The organism is Bordetella muralis (assembly GCF_054781015.1).
Genome location: NZ_BAAGVF010000006.1, coordinates 566,267 through 582,279 on the forward strand (window position 1 = coordinate 566,267; position 16,013 = coordinate 582,279).

At 58.0% G+C, this 16,013-nt stretch carries 19 protein-coding genes; 10 read left to right on the plus strand and 9 right to left on the minus strand.

Annotated features, from left to right (window positions below; all coding sequences use genetic code 11):
- The first annotated feature begins 54 nt into the window (after window positions 1–54).
- Window positions 55–1,050 (plus strand): Bug family tripartite tricarboxylate transporter substrate binding protein, encoded by a 996-nt coding sequence (locus ACYVIT_RS13645; RefSeq protein ID WP_415805095.1) that lies wholly within the window; start codon window positions 55–57, stop codon window positions 1,048–1,050.
- A 103-nt stretch (window positions 1,051–1,153) separates the two neighbouring features.
- Here ACYVIT_RS13645 and ACYVIT_RS13650 read toward each other — a convergent pair whose 3' ends face one another.
- Window positions 1,154–2,002 (minus strand): SDR family oxidoreductase, encoded by an 849-nt coding sequence (locus ACYVIT_RS13650; protein ID WP_415805096.1) that lies wholly within the window; start codon window positions 2,000–2,002, stop codon window positions 1,154–1,156.
- A 123-nt stretch (window positions 2,003–2,125) separates the two neighbouring features.
- Between ACYVIT_RS13650 and ACYVIT_RS13655 the strand changes: the two genes are divergently transcribed.
- Together ACYVIT_RS13655 and ACYVIT_RS13660 are read left to right on the plus strand one after the other, a co-directional pair.
- On the plus strand, window positions 2,126–2,530 hold the full coding sequence (locus ACYVIT_RS13655; protein WP_415805097.1) for a winged helix-turn-helix transcriptional regulator: 405 nt from the start codon (window positions 2,126–2,128) through the stop codon (window positions 2,528–2,530).
- A gap of 136 nt (window positions 2,531–2,666) precedes the next feature.
- On the plus strand, window positions 2,667–3,869 hold the full coding sequence (locus tag ACYVIT_RS13660; RefSeq protein WP_415805098.1) for a M20 aminoacylase family protein: 1,203 nt from the start codon (window positions 2,667–2,669) through the stop codon (window positions 3,867–3,869).
- A gap of 123 nt (window positions 3,870–3,992) precedes the next feature.
- Here ACYVIT_RS13660 and ACYVIT_RS13665 read toward each other — a convergent pair whose 3' ends face one another.
- From ACYVIT_RS13665 to ACYVIT_RS13680, 4 genes are all read right to left on the minus strand, one after another.
- Window positions 3,993–5,138 carry an alpha-hydroxy acid oxidase gene (locus ACYVIT_RS13665; protein WP_415805099.1) on the minus strand — a complete coding sequence of 382 codons (1,146 nt, stop codon included), beginning with the start codon at window positions 5,136–5,138 and terminating at the stop codon, window positions 3,993–3,995.
- 61 nt (window positions 5,139–5,199) lie between these two features.
- Window positions 5,200–6,423, minus strand: coding sequence for a pyridoxal phosphate-dependent aminotransferase (locus ACYVIT_RS13670; RefSeq protein ID WP_415805100.1), 1,224 nt, complete (start codon window positions 6,421–6,423; stop codon window positions 5,200–5,202).
- A 67-nt stretch (window positions 6,424–6,490) separates the two neighbouring features.
- Window positions 6,491–6,766: a hypothetical protein gene (locus tag ACYVIT_RS13675; RefSeq protein ID WP_415805101.1), complete on the minus strand. Its 276-nt coding sequence runs from the start codon at window positions 6,764–6,766 to the stop codon at window positions 6,491–6,493.
- The gene (locus tag ACYVIT_RS13680) at window positions 6,763–7,617 is read right to left on the minus strand and encodes a DUF899 domain-containing protein (protein ID WP_415805102.1); all 855 of its coding nucleotides are present in this window, start codon (window positions 7,615–7,617) and stop codon (window positions 6,763–6,765) included. Before ACYVIT_RS13680 ends, ACYVIT_RS13675 begins: the two co-directional genes overlap by 4 nt.
- Before the next feature lie 124 nt (window positions 7,618–7,741).
- Here ACYVIT_RS13680 and ACYVIT_RS13685 point away from each other — a divergent pair, with 124 nt between their 5' ends.
- The 4 genes from ACYVIT_RS13685 (at window position 7,742) to ACYVIT_RS13700 (ending at window position 10,870) form a co-directional block, all read left to right on the plus strand.
- Window positions 7,742–8,962 (plus strand): helix-turn-helix domain-containing protein, encoded by a 1,221-nt coding sequence (locus tag ACYVIT_RS13685; RefSeq protein WP_415805103.1) that lies wholly within the window; start codon window positions 7,742–7,744, stop codon window positions 8,960–8,962.
- Window positions 8,963–9,042: 80 nt separating this feature from the next.
- Complete coding sequence (locus tag ACYVIT_RS13690) at window positions 9,043–9,678, plus strand: Vgb family protein (protein WP_415805104.1); 636 nt, start codon at window positions 9,043–9,045, stop codon at window positions 9,676–9,678.
- A 166-nt stretch (window positions 9,679–9,844) separates the two neighbouring features.
- Window positions 9,845–10,249: a RidA family protein gene (locus ACYVIT_RS13695; protein WP_415805105.1), complete on the plus strand. Its 405-nt coding sequence runs from the start codon at window positions 9,845–9,847 to the stop codon at window positions 10,247–10,249.
- A 261-nt stretch (window positions 10,250–10,510) separates the two neighbouring features.
- Window positions 10,511–10,870: a DUF4148 domain-containing protein gene (locus ACYVIT_RS13700; protein ID WP_415805106.1), complete on the plus strand. Its 360-nt coding sequence runs from the start codon at window positions 10,511–10,513 to the stop codon at window positions 10,868–10,870.
- Between the two features lie 152 nt (window positions 10,871–11,022).
- Here the strand turns inward: ACYVIT_RS13700 and ACYVIT_RS13705 are convergent, their stop codons facing one another.
- Complete coding sequence (locus tag ACYVIT_RS13705; RefSeq protein ID WP_415805107.1) at window positions 11,023–11,544, minus strand: ferritin-like domain-containing protein; 522 nt, start codon at window positions 11,542–11,544, stop codon at window positions 11,023–11,025.
- 205 nt (window positions 11,545–11,749) lie between these two features.
- Between ACYVIT_RS13705 and ACYVIT_RS13710 the strand changes: the two genes are divergently transcribed.
- The 3 genes from ACYVIT_RS13710 to ACYVIT_RS13720 all read left to right on the plus strand — a co-directional run bounded on the left by ACYVIT_RS13710 (window position 11,750) and on the right by ACYVIT_RS13720 (window position 12,895).
- Window positions 11,750–11,938, plus strand: a complete 189-nt coding sequence (locus tag ACYVIT_RS13710) for a hypothetical protein (RefSeq protein ID WP_415805108.1) — start codon at window positions 11,750–11,752, stop codon at window positions 11,936–11,938.
- A 109-nt stretch (window positions 11,939–12,047) separates the two neighbouring features.
- Window positions 12,048–12,431 carry a DUF6152 family protein gene (locus ACYVIT_RS13715; protein WP_415805109.1) on the plus strand — a complete coding sequence of 128 codons (384 nt, stop codon included), beginning with the start codon at window positions 12,048–12,050 and terminating at the stop codon, window positions 12,429–12,431.
- Complete coding sequence (locus ACYVIT_RS13720; RefSeq protein WP_415805110.1) at window positions 12,431–12,895, plus strand: DUF6644 family protein; 465 nt, start codon at window positions 12,431–12,433, stop codon at window positions 12,893–12,895. The genes ACYVIT_RS13715 and ACYVIT_RS13720 overlap by 1 nt, the downstream gene beginning before the upstream one ends.
- A gap of 331 nt (window positions 12,896–13,226) precedes the next feature.
- Here ACYVIT_RS13720 and ACYVIT_RS13725 read toward each other — a convergent pair whose 3' ends face one another.
- The 3 genes from ACYVIT_RS13725 to ACYVIT_RS13735 all read right to left on the minus strand — a co-directional run bounded on the left by ACYVIT_RS13725 (window position 13,227) and on the right by ACYVIT_RS13735 (window position 15,811).
- On the minus strand, window positions 13,227–13,604 hold the full coding sequence (locus tag ACYVIT_RS13725; RefSeq protein WP_415805111.1) for a RidA family protein: 378 nt from the start codon (window positions 13,602–13,604) through the stop codon (window positions 13,227–13,229).
- Between the two features lie 43 nt (window positions 13,605–13,647).
- Complete coding sequence (locus ACYVIT_RS13730; protein ID WP_415805112.1) at window positions 13,648–14,517, minus strand: tryptophan 2,3-dioxygenase; 870 nt, start codon at window positions 14,515–14,517, stop codon at window positions 13,648–13,650.
- Between the two features lie 91 nt (window positions 14,518–14,608).
- On the minus strand, window positions 14,609–15,811 hold the full coding sequence (locus ACYVIT_RS13735) for an aminotransferase-like domain-containing protein (protein WP_415805113.1): 1,203 nt from the start codon (window positions 15,809–15,811) through the stop codon (window positions 14,609–14,611).
- Between the last annotated feature and the right edge of the window lie 202 nt (window positions 15,812–16,013).

A 16,013-nucleotide genomic window follows, 5' to 3' on the forward strand; every position in this document is an offset into this window, starting at 1 on the left:
ACGACGCCGGCATCCTGAACACCAACCCGGAACGAGATCCGGGAGGAGACACCCATGAATCGCAGAACCTTCGTGGCCGCCGGGCTGACCGGCGTTGCCAGTGCAGTCGCATGTGCATTCGGTATCACCCCGCGTTCCGTCCGAGCCTCGGTAGACACCTGGCCCAGTAAACAGATCAACTACGTGATTGCTTTCGCGCCCGGCAGCAACAGCGATGTGCTGGGCCGCATCATGGCGCAAAAACTGGGCGAAGCGCTCAAGGACAATGTCGTGGTGGAAAATCGCGCCGGCGCGACCGGAATGATCGGGTCGGCCTATGTAGCCAAGGCACCGCCTGATGGCTATACATTATTGGGCGCCAGCATTGCGACCCATGCGATCAACCCCAGCTTGTTCAAGGACATGCAATACGATCCCGTTGCATCGTTTCAGCCGATCACGATCATCGGCATGAATGCGAATACGTTGGTCGTATCCAACGAAAGCCGATTCAAATCGGTCCAGGACATCATCGACGCCGCGCGCGAAAAACCCGGCACGATCTCGTATGCGTCTTCCGGGATCGGTACGACACAACATCTGTCGGGTGTCTTGCTGGAGCAGATAGCGGGCATCAAGCTGGTGCACGCGCCATATTCGGGGCGCTCGGCCATCCCGGACGTGATCGGGCAACAGGTCGACTTCATGTTCGAGGGACCGACGGTCGTACCGCAGGTCAAAGGCGGGCGCCTGCGCGCGTTGGCCGTGACCTCGCCGCAGCGCCTGAAAAGCCTGCCCGAGGTGCCCACGATGCAAGAGGCGGGCGTCAAAGACTACGAGGTACAAGCCTGGCAAGCGATCTTTGCGCCGGCCGGCACGCCGCGGCCCATCGTGGACAAGCTGTATCAAGCACTCGCGCAGATCATCCATTCACCCGATATGCAGGCGCGCCTGGAGGGAATGGGCGTCATACCGTCTGCGATGTCACCAGATGATTTCGCGGTTTTCCAGAAAAAGGAAATCGCGAAATGGGGCGATCTGGTGAAGTCCACCGGGACGAAGGTGGAATAGCGACAGCGTTGATGCTGCACGATACGTCGCCCGCTGATGTCCCATTGGCTGGGCAGGTCAGCGGGCGGACGATGATTTGTCGATGCGCGCCAGATCGAGGGCTTTAGGCTTTCAGCGCTGCAGCAACAGCATCCTGCAGTGAGCCCGTGGGCCGGCCGATCAGTTTCGAGAGTTGCCTGCCATCGTCGTATAGCGCGCCGTGAGACACCCCCACATCCCAAGACGCGATGGCGGCCGCGAGTCCGTCGGGCAGACCCGCGCCCTTGAGCGCGGCAGCGTAGTCCGCTTCCGGGATGTCCCGATAGGGAATGTCCTTGCCTGTCTGCCTGGAGACCTCCGCGGCCAGTTGGGTCAATGTGTACGACGTGTCGCCCGCGAGCTCATACACTTTCCCATCATGCTCCGCACCCGTCAGCACTGCCACGGCGGCATCCGCGTAGTCAACTCTGGGCGCGGACGAGATTTTGCCGTCCTTTGCGCTGCCAAAAAGCGCGCCGTGGGCGAGGGCAGGGGGAATAGCACCAGTGTAATTTTCGGTGTACCAGCCGTTGCGCAGGATGGTGTACACCAGACCAGATTGCTTCAAGAGCGCTTCGGTCTGGGCATGCTCTGGCGCGAGGCTCAATGGTGATGTATCGGCGCGCAAAAGGCTGGTATAGACGATCCGCCTCACGCCCGATTGTTTGGCTGCGTCAATGACATTGGCGTGTTGTGCTGTGCGATGCCCGATATCGTTGCCCGAGATCAGCAGCAGGGTGTCTATCCCGTGCAACGCGGCCTCCAGTGTGGCGGGCTGCGTATAGTCGGCGGCGCGGACCGTGATGCCCAAATCGGCGGCTTTTTCGGGGCTGCGCACCAAACCTACGATATCTCCAGGATTGATTTTTTCTTTCAGCTTCTGAACAACGAGACGGCCTAGCTGGCCTGTAGCGCCAGTGATTGCGATGGTCATGGTGCGACTCCAAGAGATGTGCGGTGAACACACTATAGGGGCAATACTTATTTTTAGTAAGTACGTACAAAAATGTTAGTTAAGGGACTACACTCATTGTGTTGTTGTGAGCTCATCACCTGAATGTCTAAGCCCCGTTCCTCCAAATCCCCCGTTGCGGAATCGCTTTCGGCCAAACTGCGTCGCGGCGACGTGATGGCCGCGGGCTGTCCATCGCGCCCGATTCTCAAGCATCTGACGAGCCGCTGGGGCGTACTCGTATTGATTGCTCTCCAATCGGGGACCCTGCGATTCAGCGATCTGCGCCGCCAGATCGGCGGCGTGAGCGAGCGCATGCTGGCCCAGACACTGCAATGGCTCGAAGCCGACGGAATGGTGAATCGGCGCGCTTTCAATACCGTGCCTCCCCATGTGGAGTATTCATTGACGCCGATCGGCGTCGAGGCGGCGGAAAAAGTGCGAGACTTGGTGGACTGGCTGGAGCTCAGCCTGCCACGGATCCTCGATAAGGCCTCTTCGGTAGATTGAATGCAACGCGAGCGACAGCGGCGCCATGTTGGTTCTTTGTTTGTTCCTGGGTAAGTGTTTCGGCCCCTGCCGGTTTTGCACCCGATACCATCTGGAAGTAACCTAAACAACGATTTCATCGTCTCAAGTCTTTTCCATGTCCACTATCAAAAACTCCCAGATCTCAGACCTCAATGCCTTTGACGCCGAATTGCGAACGCTGCGGCATCATATTCACCAGCATCCGGAACTGGCTTTCAACGAGCAGGCGACGGCATCACTGGTGGCGGAAAAACTGAAAGAATGGGGTTACGAGGTCACCACGGGCGTGGGCAAAACCGGCGTAGTGGGATCCTTGCGATCGGGTTCCAGCACTCGCAGTATCGGTATCCGCGCCGACATGGACGCCTTGCCTATCCTCGAGGAAACTGGCCTCCCGTACGCCAGTCAACACAACGGCGTCATGCATGCCTGTGGTCACGATGGCCATACGACCATGCTGCTGGGCGCAGCGAAACATCTTGCGCAGACCCGCCGTTTCGACGGCACCGTGCATCTCATTTTCCAGCCGGCAGAAGAGCGTGGTTTTGACAGCGGCGCAACCGCTATGCTCGACGATGGTCTGTTTGAGCGCTTCCCTTGCGACTATGTTTTTGCGATTCATAATCACCCGGGTATGCCGCAGGGGCAGATGCTGTTTCGCGAAGGCCCCTTCATGGCAGCCGGCGACCGGGTATTCATCAAGGTAAAGGGAGTAGGGGGACACGCTGCCCGGCCGCACCAAGCGGCAGATCCTTTGGTCGCCGCGGCGCACATTGTGGTCGCATTGCAGACCGTTGTTTCCCGCAATGTCGATCCCGACGAGGCGGCAGTCGTCACCGTGGGCCGGCTGCAAGCCGGCCAGGCGCTCAATGTCATTCCGGACTCGGCCGAAATAGGCATCAGCGTCCGGTCATTCAGTACGGACGTGCGTGCGCTACTGAAGAAACGCATCATCGAGATCGTGCAATCTACGGCCATCGCGCAAGGCGTCACGGCGGACATCGATTATGTCGAAGGCTACCCGGTATTAGTGAATGATGCCGCTGCGAACGATCTCGCGATCGAGGTGGCACGTATGGTGTTGCCCGCTGACCAGGTCGTGCCTCAAACCAAGCGATTGATGGGCAGCGAGGATTTCGCCTACATGCTGCAGCGTTGTCCTGGTGCGCTTGTGCGGCTGGGTAACGGCCCTGCGACTGACGGCCGCGGCTTGCATAACCCGAAATACGATTTCAACGACAACAACTTGGTCATCGGTGCGGCGTATTGGAGCCGTCTGGTGGAAACCTATTTGCGAATCGATGCTGACGCGACGTGATGGCGTATCGGCGAAAGCGCGACTCGTCGGATAGACGCAGAGCTTGAGGTTTACCGGACAGGTCTACGTTAGCGACTAACGTAGACCGCGCGGATTCGCGCACACGAGACGCGGAGCTATCGTTCAACGGAATCGCAGGTTCTCGCGCGTCAATTGCGACACTGACGTGCAGCCCATGAGCTTCATATCGCGCTCGAGCTCGGTGCGCAGTTGACCCAGCGCACGCTCGACTCCCGGTTGCCCGGCCGCTGCGAGAGGGTAGAGATAGAATCTGCCAATACCCACGGCCTTGGCGCCTAACGACAACGCCTTCAGCACGTGCGTACCGCGCTGTATGCCGCCGTCCATCATCACGTCGATCCGGTCGCCGACTGCATCGACAATCTCGGCCAGCTGATCAAAGCCCGAACGTGATCCATCCAATTGACGTCCACCGTGGTTGGACAGAATGATGCCCGTGCAGCCGATGTCCACCGCACGCTTGGCGTCCTCGACGGACATGACGCCCTTCAGGCAAAACTGACCGCCCCAGAGCTTCACCATCTGGGCCACGTCATCCCAGGTCATCGCCGGGTCCAGCATTTCGGTGAAATATCGCCCGATAGACATCGCGCCGCCGCTCATGTCCACATGCTCGTCGAGCTGAGGCAGCCGAAAACGCTCGTGCGTCAGGTAGTTCAGTGCCCAGGCCGGCTTCACAGCGAACTGCGTCAAACCAGCCAGGTTCAACTTGAATGGAATCGAAAAACCCGTGCGCAAATCACGTTCGCGGTTGCCGCCCGTGATGCTATCGACCGTCAACATCATGACGTTGACGCCCGCGTCCTTCGCTCGCTGCATCATCGCCTGATTCAGGCCACGGTCTTTATGAAAGTAAAACTGGTAGACCTGCGGGCCGCTATAGCTTTTGCGTATCTGCTCCAGGCTGACCGTACCCAGCGAGGACACGCCAAACATCGTGCCGAATTTCGACGCTGCGGCCGCGACCGCGTTTTCCCCATCGTGGTGAAACAGGCGCTGCAGCGCAGTAGGGGAGCAATACACCGGCATTGCCAGTTTCTGTCCCATCACCGTGACCGAGAGGTCTACGTCCGTTACGCCGCGCAACACATTGGGCACGAGATCGCATTGCTCGAAGCTCGCTGCATTGCGCCGCAATGTGACTTCGTCGTCCGCCGCGCCATCGATGTAATTGAAAATCGGCCCAGGCAGACGACGTTTTGCAAGCTCACGAAAATCGTGAAAATTGTGGCAATTTTGCAGGCGCATGGCGTTTGAGGTCTCCTCTCGATGGGGTTATTTTTGAATCAGGATAGAGAGAGTCCTATCCTCAGACGGCGCCCTTGCGTATCCGGCCCAGGAACCGGTCAATCCGCCCGATTGCCTCGGTCAGGTCGTCGGCGTTCGGCAGGAACACCATCCGGAAATGGTCATGGTTGGCCCAATTAAAGCCGGTGCCTTGGACCACTAAGACACGTTCCTCGTCCAACAGGCTATACGCAAATTGCTGATCGTCTTGTATCGGGTAAACCGCCGGATCCAGCCGCGGGAACAGATACAGCGCGCCTTTGGGCTTCATCACGCTGACACCGGGAATCTGGGTGAGCAGATCATAGGCCAAATCGCGTTGCCGGCGCAGTCTGCCGGAGGGACCGACCAGTTCATTGATGCTCTGGTATCCGCCCAGCGCCGTCTGAATGGCGAGTTGGCCCGGGGTGTTCGAACACAGGCGCAACGAGGCCAGCATATTCAGCCCCTCGATATAGCCTTGCGCCGGCCGTTTGTCCCCCGAGACCACCATCCAGCCCGCACGGTACCCGCAGGAACGATAGTTCTTGGACAGGCCGTTGAAGGTCAAAATCAACACGTCGTCCGCCAGCGACGCCATGCTGACGTGGGCCAGATCGTCGTAAATCGTCTTGTCGTAGATCTCGTCCGACAGGATGACGAGATTGTGTTCGCGCGCCACCTGGATGATGTCCAGCAGTACCTCGCGGGAATACAGCGCCCCGGTGGGATTGTTGGGGTTGATCACGACGATGCCGCGGGTGCGAGGCGTGATCTTGGCGCGAATGTCAGCGATATCGGGCATCCAATCCGAACTCTCGTCGCACAGATAATGCACCGGGCGCCCTCCGGACAGACCCGTCACCGCCGTGTACAACGGAAAATCCGGGGATGGGATGAGCAGTTCATCGCCATCGTTCAACAGCGCATTGATGCTCATCGAGATCAGTTCCGATGCGCCATTACCCAGATAAACGTCATTGACGTCGACGCCGTGCACGCCCTTGCTCTGCATATAGTGCACGACTGCCTTGCGCGGCGCGAACAATCCCTTGCTATCGGTATAGCCGGCGAAATCGGCCACGTTGCGGATGATGTCTTGAATGATTTCGTCCGGGGGTTGTATCCCGAACGCGGCGACATTACCGATATTCAGCTTGATAATACGTTGCCCGGCTTCTTCCATTTCCCGGGCGCGATCCAGGACCGGACCGCGTATGTCGTACGCAACATTGTTCAGCTTGACGGATTTATCGATGGTTTTCACGCGCAAATTTCCAGAGAGAGGCTCGCGCGCAATAATAAACCATCGCCTGGCAGGGTTCGTCTCCGTCTTACCTCCGGTACGCGACGAACTTCAGCCACGGAGCCGCGTGGAAAACGCCCATCAGCAAATACATCAGGCCCATTCCGCTGATAGGCGAGGCAGGATCGCCGCCCAGGCAGGTCATCGGCTGTGCGTCGCCGCCCAGCAGAAACGTCAGCGCCGCCATGGCTGCGAAGGTCGGGGCAGCGGCCAGGTGTAACCAACGGGCCATCCGCAGGGCGGCCCCACGCGCCTCCAGTGCAGGAGGCGCATCCGGCCATTCGCTTTGACTGAGCGGGCTCATGTTCTTGCCTCACTGGTGAGATCGGCGTGGCAACACGCCGATTTGGCGGTATCGAGCAGCTCCCCGACCGTGCCGGCGGACGCCGCGGTTTGCGCCGGCTCCGTTTGATAGCGATCGTGGTGGCGCACCCACTCCATCTTGTTCTCCACCTCTCGTTCATCGCGTCCCTTGGGCGTGATATCCAGCAGGTTATACGTGCCCATCATGATCTCTACGCCACGCGTATAGCAGGAGTACGTATGGAAAACTTCGCCTGCGTCGCTTTTCAGAAAGACACTGATTCCCGGCCATTCCTCGTACGCATAGGGCCAATCGCCATAGTTGTACTGCAGCGTTCCCCGCGCGACGTCTTCCGGCGGGAAGCTCACGCCGAAATCGTAATTGAACTGGCTGCCATGGGATGAGACCCAGTTAAATTTCCATCCCATCCGTCGACGAAAACGCTCGATATCCGCCAGCGGGGCGCGCGAAATCGCGATAAACGTCACATCACGCTGCGCCAGATGGGTCGTCATCCCGTCGGTATGGTCGGCCATGTAGGAACAACTCTGGCAGCCTTGTTCCCATCCGGGCGCGAACATAAAGTGTTGGACAATCAACTGATGACGGCCGTCAAATAGATCGATCAGCCTGCGGGGGCCTTTATTGGTATTGAACACGTACTCTTTCTCGACACGAACCCAGGGCAGGGCACGGCGCTCTGCCGCCAACTGATCGCGTAACCGCGTCAGTTCTTTTTCGCGCCGCAGCAAGGCTTTACGTTCGGCAATCCAGTCCTCTCGGGAAACGATGCGGTGATCGCCTGCGTTGACTTTGGCACTGTCGGTCTGGGGGACTGTGGTCTCGTTCATGGCTTGATTCCTCGTTGGCTAATTGACAAACTGCGCTGCATCATCGACCTGTCAGGGCAGGGGTGGATACCATGGTCGCACCAGGCCTCGACATCATGGGAGTGACAAATGTGACGGGAATCCAATGGACGCTTTGATTCGGGCGGCGGCGCAAGCCCTGGCCAGGGGCGATGTCCTTGACGCCCTGAACCACGTCGCGCTACGTGAAGAGCCGGCAGCGCTGGCGCTGCGTGGCATCGCCATGGCGCAGTTGGGTGATTTCAGCCGCGCAAAGGCGCTGCTCAAGCGTGCCGCGAAGGCATTCGGCCAGACAGACCAGGTCGCCCGTGCACGCTGCATCGTCGCCGAGGCCGAGATCGCCCTGGTCTCACGCAACCTGAACTGGCCCGTCCCAGCCCTGGATGCTGCGTATACGGTGCTGCAAACGTCTGGCGATCTCATGAACGCCGCCCATGCGCGCAATCTGGCGGCCCGCCGGCTGTTATTGACCGGCAGGGTGGACGAGGCGGCGCAGGCCCTTTCCAATGTGGATCCCGGCAGGTTGGCGCCCGCGTTGCGAGCGGCAGTGGAGCTGACGCTAGCAGGCATCGCCGTCCGCCGCCTGGACACGGCTGCCGCGCGCTCGGCGTTTATCCAGGCCGCCGACGCCGCGCGGCAGGCAGATATTCCTGCGTTGACAGCAGAGGTCCAGCAGGCAGCAGGTATTCTCGACCAGCCGGTTGCATGCGCTATCACCTGCGGCGTAAAGCGTCTCGTCTTGCTCGATGAGGTCGAGTCGTTACTGACATCCGGGGCGCTCGTCATCGACGCATGCCGCGGCCTGGTACGCGGCCCCAACGCGATCGTGCGGCTGGCGAAGCGGCCGGTCTTGTTCACCTTGGCCCGCTGCCTGGGCGAAGCCTCGCCGGGCGACGTTGCCCGAGAAACTCTGCTGCTGCGGGCGTTTCGGGCCAAACACATTGACGAATCGCATCGGGCGCGCCTACGCGTGGAAATAGGGCGTCTGCGCGTGGCGCTGGAGGGGATAGCCAAACTTGGGGCGACCAAACGCGGCTTCGTGCTGACGCCTTGCGATGAGCAGCCCGTTGTGGTGTTGGTGCCCCTTGTTGACGAACGAAACACGGCGATTCTGGCGCTGCTCGCCGACGGCGAGGCGTGGTCGAGTTCGGCTCTGGCCATCGCGCTCGGCATGAGCGCGCGCACCGTTCAACGGGCGCTGGAACCGCTGTGCGCAGCAGGCAAAGTGCAGGCCTACGGTGCTGGGAGGGCACGTCGCTGGACGGTTGCTTCGGTGCCAGGATTCCCGACAGCCTTGTTACTCCCGGACTTGTTACACGATAAGTAGACTATCTTGGTCAGAACCTAATCAACCAGCGTGCCTCATGTGGCAGTTGCTACTTGAGCGGGCGGAACCCGGAGCAACAGATGAAACATTCCAAAGCCGAAATTATCCGCGAATACGGCCCATTCGAGGGCGCAGGCGAAGTCCATGGCGTGACCTACGATGGGCAACTCGTCTGGTTCGCCTCGGGAGACAAACTCAACGCATTCGATCCCGACACAGGCGCGATGGTGCGCCAGATTGATGTCCAGGGCGATGCCGGAACGGCGTTCGACGGCAAGCACCTCTTTCAGATCACCGGCGAACACATCCGGAAAATCGACGTGGCGACCGGCCGCGTACTCACCACGATCCCGGCACCCGGGGATTCAGGCAATAACTCCGGGCTGGCCTGGGCAGAGGGCACGCTCTGGGTTGGCCAGTATCGTGACCGGAAAATCTATCAGATTGATCCGGATACCGGGAAAATCCTGCGAACCATTGAATCCAATCGTGTCGTGACCGGCGTGACGTGGATGCACGGCCAGCTCTGGCACGGGACGTGGGAAGGCGAAGAAAGCGACCTGAGAAGGATCGACCCGGAAACAGGTGAGATCATCGAAACGATAGAGATGCCGGTCGGCACCGGTGTATCGGGTTTAGAGGCAGGCAGCGACGGCCGCTTCTTTTGCGGCGGTGGCGGCAGCGGCAAGCTGCGCGTCGTTCATCGCCCGAAATGATCGGCGGGGTCGGGACGCGCTATACGTACAGGGCGCCGAACCAATGTAGAGACTCATCAACATTATCCCGTTTGCTCGAATAATGTTTTTGTTTTTGACTAGTTTATCCGCAATTGACGGCCTTATATAGTGGCTCCACCTGCCATTACTTTAAGGAATTTGTCAGATGAGCACCCGCGACGTTGTTATTCCGGCCGAACGCCACGCCCTGTACGAACTACACCGATATTCCCCCGCAATCCGAGCCAATGGCCTGTTGTTCGTGTCTGGCCAGGTCGGTAGCCGGCTCGATGGCTCTCCCGAGCCGGATCTTGATGACCAGATTCGTCTGGCGTTCAAAAATCTCAATGCCATTCTCGCCGAGGCCGGATGCACTTTCGACGATGTGATCGATGTGACGGTGTTCATGGTGGACCCGCAGACGCATTTCGAACGGGCCTGGGCTGTGGTCGCGGAGTTCTGGGGCAAAGCGCCATATCCGACTGCGACGGCTGTCGGCGTTACCTGGTTGGCCGGTTTTCAGTTCGAAATCAAAGTGATCGCCAAGCTGCCTGAGGCTGCAGCGGCCTGAACGCGCGCGCACCCGCCAGCAGTCGGTGGGTGCAAAAACCGTGCGTCACGTTGCCAGGCCAATACGCGACATCGTTGCGTTGAACTCTCGAAGGCCGAAGCTCAGCCGCGATCCATTGTTTCCATACACACAACTCTGAAGTGTCAGGCGGATGGCTTCTGCTCGTGCGCAAGTCTGACTAATCTTCGTGAACGCAGTCCGGGAAGTAAACAGCCTGGGCTGATACCCAAGTTTTTCCCATCATTCACGAGGAGTATCACCATGAAAATCGCACTGACCGGCTTGATCGTTTTTTCCGCCTTGATCGGCACCGCCAACGCTGACGGTGGCAATAGCGAGCCACTGACCCAGCTCGCGGCAAACGAGGCGAGCTTCGGCGAAGCGCCGTCCCCGTTGCCTGAACCCATTGTCAACACCAAGACCCGCGCAGACGTTCGCGCCGAATTGGCAGCCGCTCGTGCCGCTGGCCAGATCAGCGATGGCGAAGCCCCATATCCGGTGCCCGCAGCGATCGCCAGCAACAAGAGCCGTGCCGAAGTCCGCAGCGAATTGGCCGACGCCAAGGCGCAAGGGCTGATCACGTACGGCGAACAGGAATACCCCGTTGCACAACACGGTTGATGGATGTTTTGTGTAGAAAGCCTATGCAGTCTGATCGATATATGGGGCACGGATCCCGGTGGATCCTCCCATGCCGCCAGCCCTGAGTCGATCAATTAATAAACGAAGCAACACACGCAGCGCAGCCTCCACGCCGGCCACAGGTAATGCCGTTATCGCTTTGCCTGCGCCTCGGGGTTTTGTGCACGCGCTAGAAAATGCCGGACAAGGGCAGGGGAGTTGTGCTCCAGCCACTGCGCCATGGCGCGTTCTTCCAGCAGGATCCTTTCGCAGATTTCGGCGGTTTCCACATCGCCCACGAACGCGGCAGCTTCTTTCAGCTGGCTATACGCAGCGATTTCAAGGTTTTCAAAAGCAAAGCTGAACAGACTGCCTTTCACTACTTCATCGGACGCAAAGACGCCGGAGAATCCCTGAAAAGTCGCCATCGCCTTGGCGGTCAGGTCCTTGAGCATCGAGGTATCGCCGCCGCGCCGCTCGATGCAACTGCGCACCAGACGCTGTTGTTCGCGCGTTTCTTCGATGTGGCGTTGAATACGTTGATGCAGGTCAGGGTAGTTTTCGATACGCGAGGCCATGCTCTTGAGCATCGTTTCGGCCTGTTCTTCCATGGCGTGCGCATCCCTCAGCCAGTCCATGAGGTGCTCGCTTGCCTTTGAGTCATTTCGTTCCATAGCAATCTCCAGATCAGGCCATCATGAATGTGGTCTGCGCAAGCTCCTCAGCATCCGGCGTTCCCGAGCAGACACGAATTCTGACGTTTCAAGCGCGGCGTAAATCGGTGGTGTATCTGCGCTGATGCACTGCCTGAAGCATGTTTGGGTATGGCGCTTGCGATCAAACAGGGTTTCAAGAGTCCGTCGTCAACAGGAGCATTCAATGAGCCCTCATCAACCCGAAGGTCAAACCGAACATCTAGGTGAAAAATTGCAGGAGCTTCGTCGGAAAAAGCCATTGGAAAAGCCCAACACCGACCCCTATAGCGACTCCGGCTATCCTGCTGGTGGCGAGCGCACTCGGTCCGGCAGAGACGCCTATGAAAAACCGACGCGCGGAAAAGACGACTAACTGAAACACGGTGGCAAAAAAGACTGCGCTATAGTCTTTTACATGCCGGCTGGCGCCGACTCATTGCCAGTTGATGGATAGTGAAGCACAACGTCAAAAGGGTGTCGTCATGTCTCACCGCATCATCGCAGCCAGCACTCTATGCGCGGCTGTCTCTGTCTTCATCGCCATGCCCCAGGCGCTCGCTCATCACGGCTGGTCATGGGCCGACGCCGAGCAAATCAAGCTTACTGGCACGGTCAAGCAAGTGCAGGTCGCGCCGCCGCATCCTTGGCTGGATGTCGAAACTCAGGATGGTCTATGGCGCGTAGAGCTGGGCAATCCCAACCAGACCAGCCGCGCCGGATTTGATGAATCATCCGCCAAACCGGGCGATACGATTACCGCAACGGGCAACCGCGCGCAGGACCATGCGGAAAAACGCATGAAGGCCGTGCAAATCACCGTAGGCGGCAAAACCTACGATATCTATCCGGACCGCATTAAAAAATAATGCTGGACTGGATAGCTGGCTGGCCTCTGGCCGGTATGCTGCGGCGTTCCGGCACCGCTTATTTGCTGGTCAACGCGGGGCATATCGCGTCGATTGGCCTGCTGTTTGGCGCTATCGCGGCGCTGGACTTGCGCTTGTTAGGAGCCGCACGTACCTTGCCACTGGCTACGGCAGGACCTTATCTGTCGCGCTTGGCAGCTGCGGGACTCATAGCAGCGCTGTTAACAGGAGTGTGCCTGTTCGCCGTCAATCCTCAGGACTATCTGGATAATTCCGCGTTTCTCGCCAAACTGGGATTGCTGGCCTTGGGGATCCTGAATGCTCTGTGGCTGCATTATGGGGGCCCATGGAGCCGGGCCTTGCAAAGCGAGTCGACACCAGCCAGAGTGAAACTGCACGCGGCTGTGTCGCTGTTTCTCTGGTTGGGCGCCATCATTGCGGGACGTTGGATTGGTTTTTTGTAGTTCGCTGGGTAATTAACCACGACCCATACGAAAACCAGTCGAAAGGGACATGGCGGCGATTTTCATCCGGTCGAGACGAGGTCTGCTTGATACCCATCCAATAACCGCATAATGTATATTATGTAAAGTAATGGATTTGGGGAACTTTGCGTAAATCAGTATCCACTTTCCGCAAAGCCCTCTTTCTTCAACTTTAGACTCCAAACGGTCTCTGCTGCTGTCACGCCCTTTGATGGTGACGTCGGGACTGCCGGTTCTGGTCAGCTCGATGTTGGCGTCCTTCGAACGATTGAGGTCGCGGGGACAACCAGCACGACATAGCGGCCCCACTCTACCGAACGATCCGAGCAATTCCCGTCACCTCAATATTCATCTCCGGGACCACCAGGCCCGCAACTATAACGGTCGCCCGGTTAGGATAAGGCGGCCGAAAATACAGCCTGTAGATCTCATCTACGACTGCTACGTCGGCTCGGTCTGTCAGGAATATCTGCAGCTGAACATAGTCGTCCATGCTGCCGCCTGCCGCCTTGGCAGCTGACTGAAAATGTTGAAACGTTAAATGAGCCTGGTCGGCTGTTGATCCTTGTAAAATGCGGCCATCAGCCAGTACCGGACCGTGGGTGGTGAACAGGAACTCTCCCGAAGATATTGCCCAGGCGAAGGGCTGAGAGGGTTCAGGCAACCCCATGTCTATCTGATTCTTCAATGAATGCCATCCTTTATCGAAAGAGCCATCTCACAGGCGCGGATTAATGGTCGGCGCCAGCCTCCAGTTGCGTGCGAACCTGCCACAGTTCTGGGAAAAGCACGATATCCAGCCCTCTTCGCAGATAGGAAACTCCGTCCGTGCCGCCGGTTCCCCGCTTCATACCTATAACGCGTTCGACGGTGCTGACGTGATTAACGCGCCATCGGCGGAACTGGTCCTCGAAATCAATCAACTGCTCTGCGAGCAAATAGAGCTGCCAATAGCTGTCGGGTGCGTCATAGACCGTTTTCCAGGCCCTCAGCACAGTCTCGTTTGGGGGCCTGCGCTCGCTCCACGACTCTCGCTCCCCATTTAGTCCTATCTCGAACCCGCTCCGTGCCAACAGACGGATACTCTCATCATAAAGACTGGGCTCATTCAGGATTTCCCGAAGCCGGGTGCTTGCGTACCGGTCGTTGGTATACGGGCTCAGCCGTGCCAGATCGCGGTTACCGGCTAAAAACTCCAACGCGCGGTATTGCCAGGATTGGAATCCCGACGACTGCCCAAGCGCGCCACGGAAACGTAGAAATTCGCTCGGAGTCATGGTTCGCAGCACGTCCCAAGCGTCATTAAGCTGCTCAAACACCCGCGAAACTCGCAATAGCCTCTTGCAGGCCAGTCCGACATGGTTTTGGCCAATGGCGGCAATTACGGAAGAAAGTTCATGGATGATCAACTTCATCCAAAGCTCAGTTGTCTGGTGTTGAATAATAAACAGCATTTCGTCGGGGGACTCCGACAGCGGCTTCTGTGCAGCCAGCAATCGTTCCAGGTCGAGATAGCCAGAGTAGGACATGCGGTTCGACAAGTCCGAATCCGGAACCTCTTTAGACGAAGTCTCACACTCCTGCACTGTCGCAGTATTCATGAAGTCTTCTCTTCAAAAAGTTATGGGGGTTATCAGCGTTCTAGACTAGCTCTGCGCTACATCCGGAGGGGGTGAAAATCCGGCACGCACTTTAGCCTATCGCGACCGCCAGTAACCTGGACAGCCGAGTGACACCTTCCCAGATCTGGCTCTCATCTACAGTGGCAAAACTCAGTCGGCAAGCATTGGAATTGCCGCCATCGACGCAAGCCAGGTTGCCTGGAAGCACCGCCACCCCGATATCTTGTGCACATCTCTCAAACAGAGTGACTGCGCCGGCCGTTCTAGGTACTCGCAACCAGGTAAAAATGCCGCCATCTGGACTCGTCCACGTGACGCCATCAGGCATCATCTCCGCCAACGCATTGGTCATTGACGAACACCGTTTTGCGTAGGCCATACGCAGGTTATGCAGATGATCCTCATAACCGTCACACAAGCATTCGTGCACAATCATCTGGTTCATCTGGCTAGTGTTGATATTCGAGACGGCCTTGAGTCCGACAAATGCAGGACACAAATCAGGAGGAAGACAAGCCCAGCCAACACGTGCGCCTGGTGCGATTGTTTTCGAGAAAGTGCCCACGTATATCACGGCCGCCTTGTGCGGTCCGTCGGCCTCCTGGGACAGTTGCAACAAGGTGGGCTGTAGGCTTCCGTCGAAACTCAACTGGCTGTAGGCGCCGTCTTCTAGGATAAGCACACCATGTTCGGCGCAGATATCGACCAATTCCCGCCTCTGCTCAGTTGACAGGCTGACTCCAGTCGGATTTTGAAAGTCAGGATTGATATAAAGGAATTTCGGTCTTTGACTGACGGCGCGGAGCATAGCTTCCATGTCCAGCATGCCGTTTTCAAATGGAATACTCAACATCCGTGGATGGTAAAGCTTGAAGGTCTCTAGGGCCGCGAAAAATGTGGGCGACACTACAGCAATAGCATCGCCTTTATTGATCAACATTTTGGCGGTGAGGTCCAACGCCTCTAGACCGCCATTCGTTATCACAATACTTTCGGGAGGGGTGGCCGCCCCTTGAGCGGTCATGAACGTCGCCAGCCATTGTCTCAGCGGTTCATAACCCCCGCTAGCTCCGTATTGAAGGGCACCTGTTGCCATCGATCGGTCTTCAAGGATTCGACGACTGGCCCGAGCAACCTTCTCGAACGCGAACAGTGTTGGATCCGGCACGCCTCCGGCGAAGGAAATCACATCAGGCCGTGCCGCAAGCGACAAAAAGGCTGGCGGAGGAGCCAGGGTTCGCGCCCCAGCGGAAATATAGTCGGTCAGCATCATACCCCTACCTATCACACGGGCAAAACGCTCACGTTTTGCTCTGCAGAAACTCGGAAGATCGTCTTTGCTGCGACTATAAATTCTCAATATAACTGTATTGTGAAACGGTGGGCTGACTGCGGGCGGGCGGGGAAACAAATTGTCTGTTTCCAGCTTCGCGAGAAAAAACTGAGTGAATGTGGAACAATAGCCCGTTTTTTAA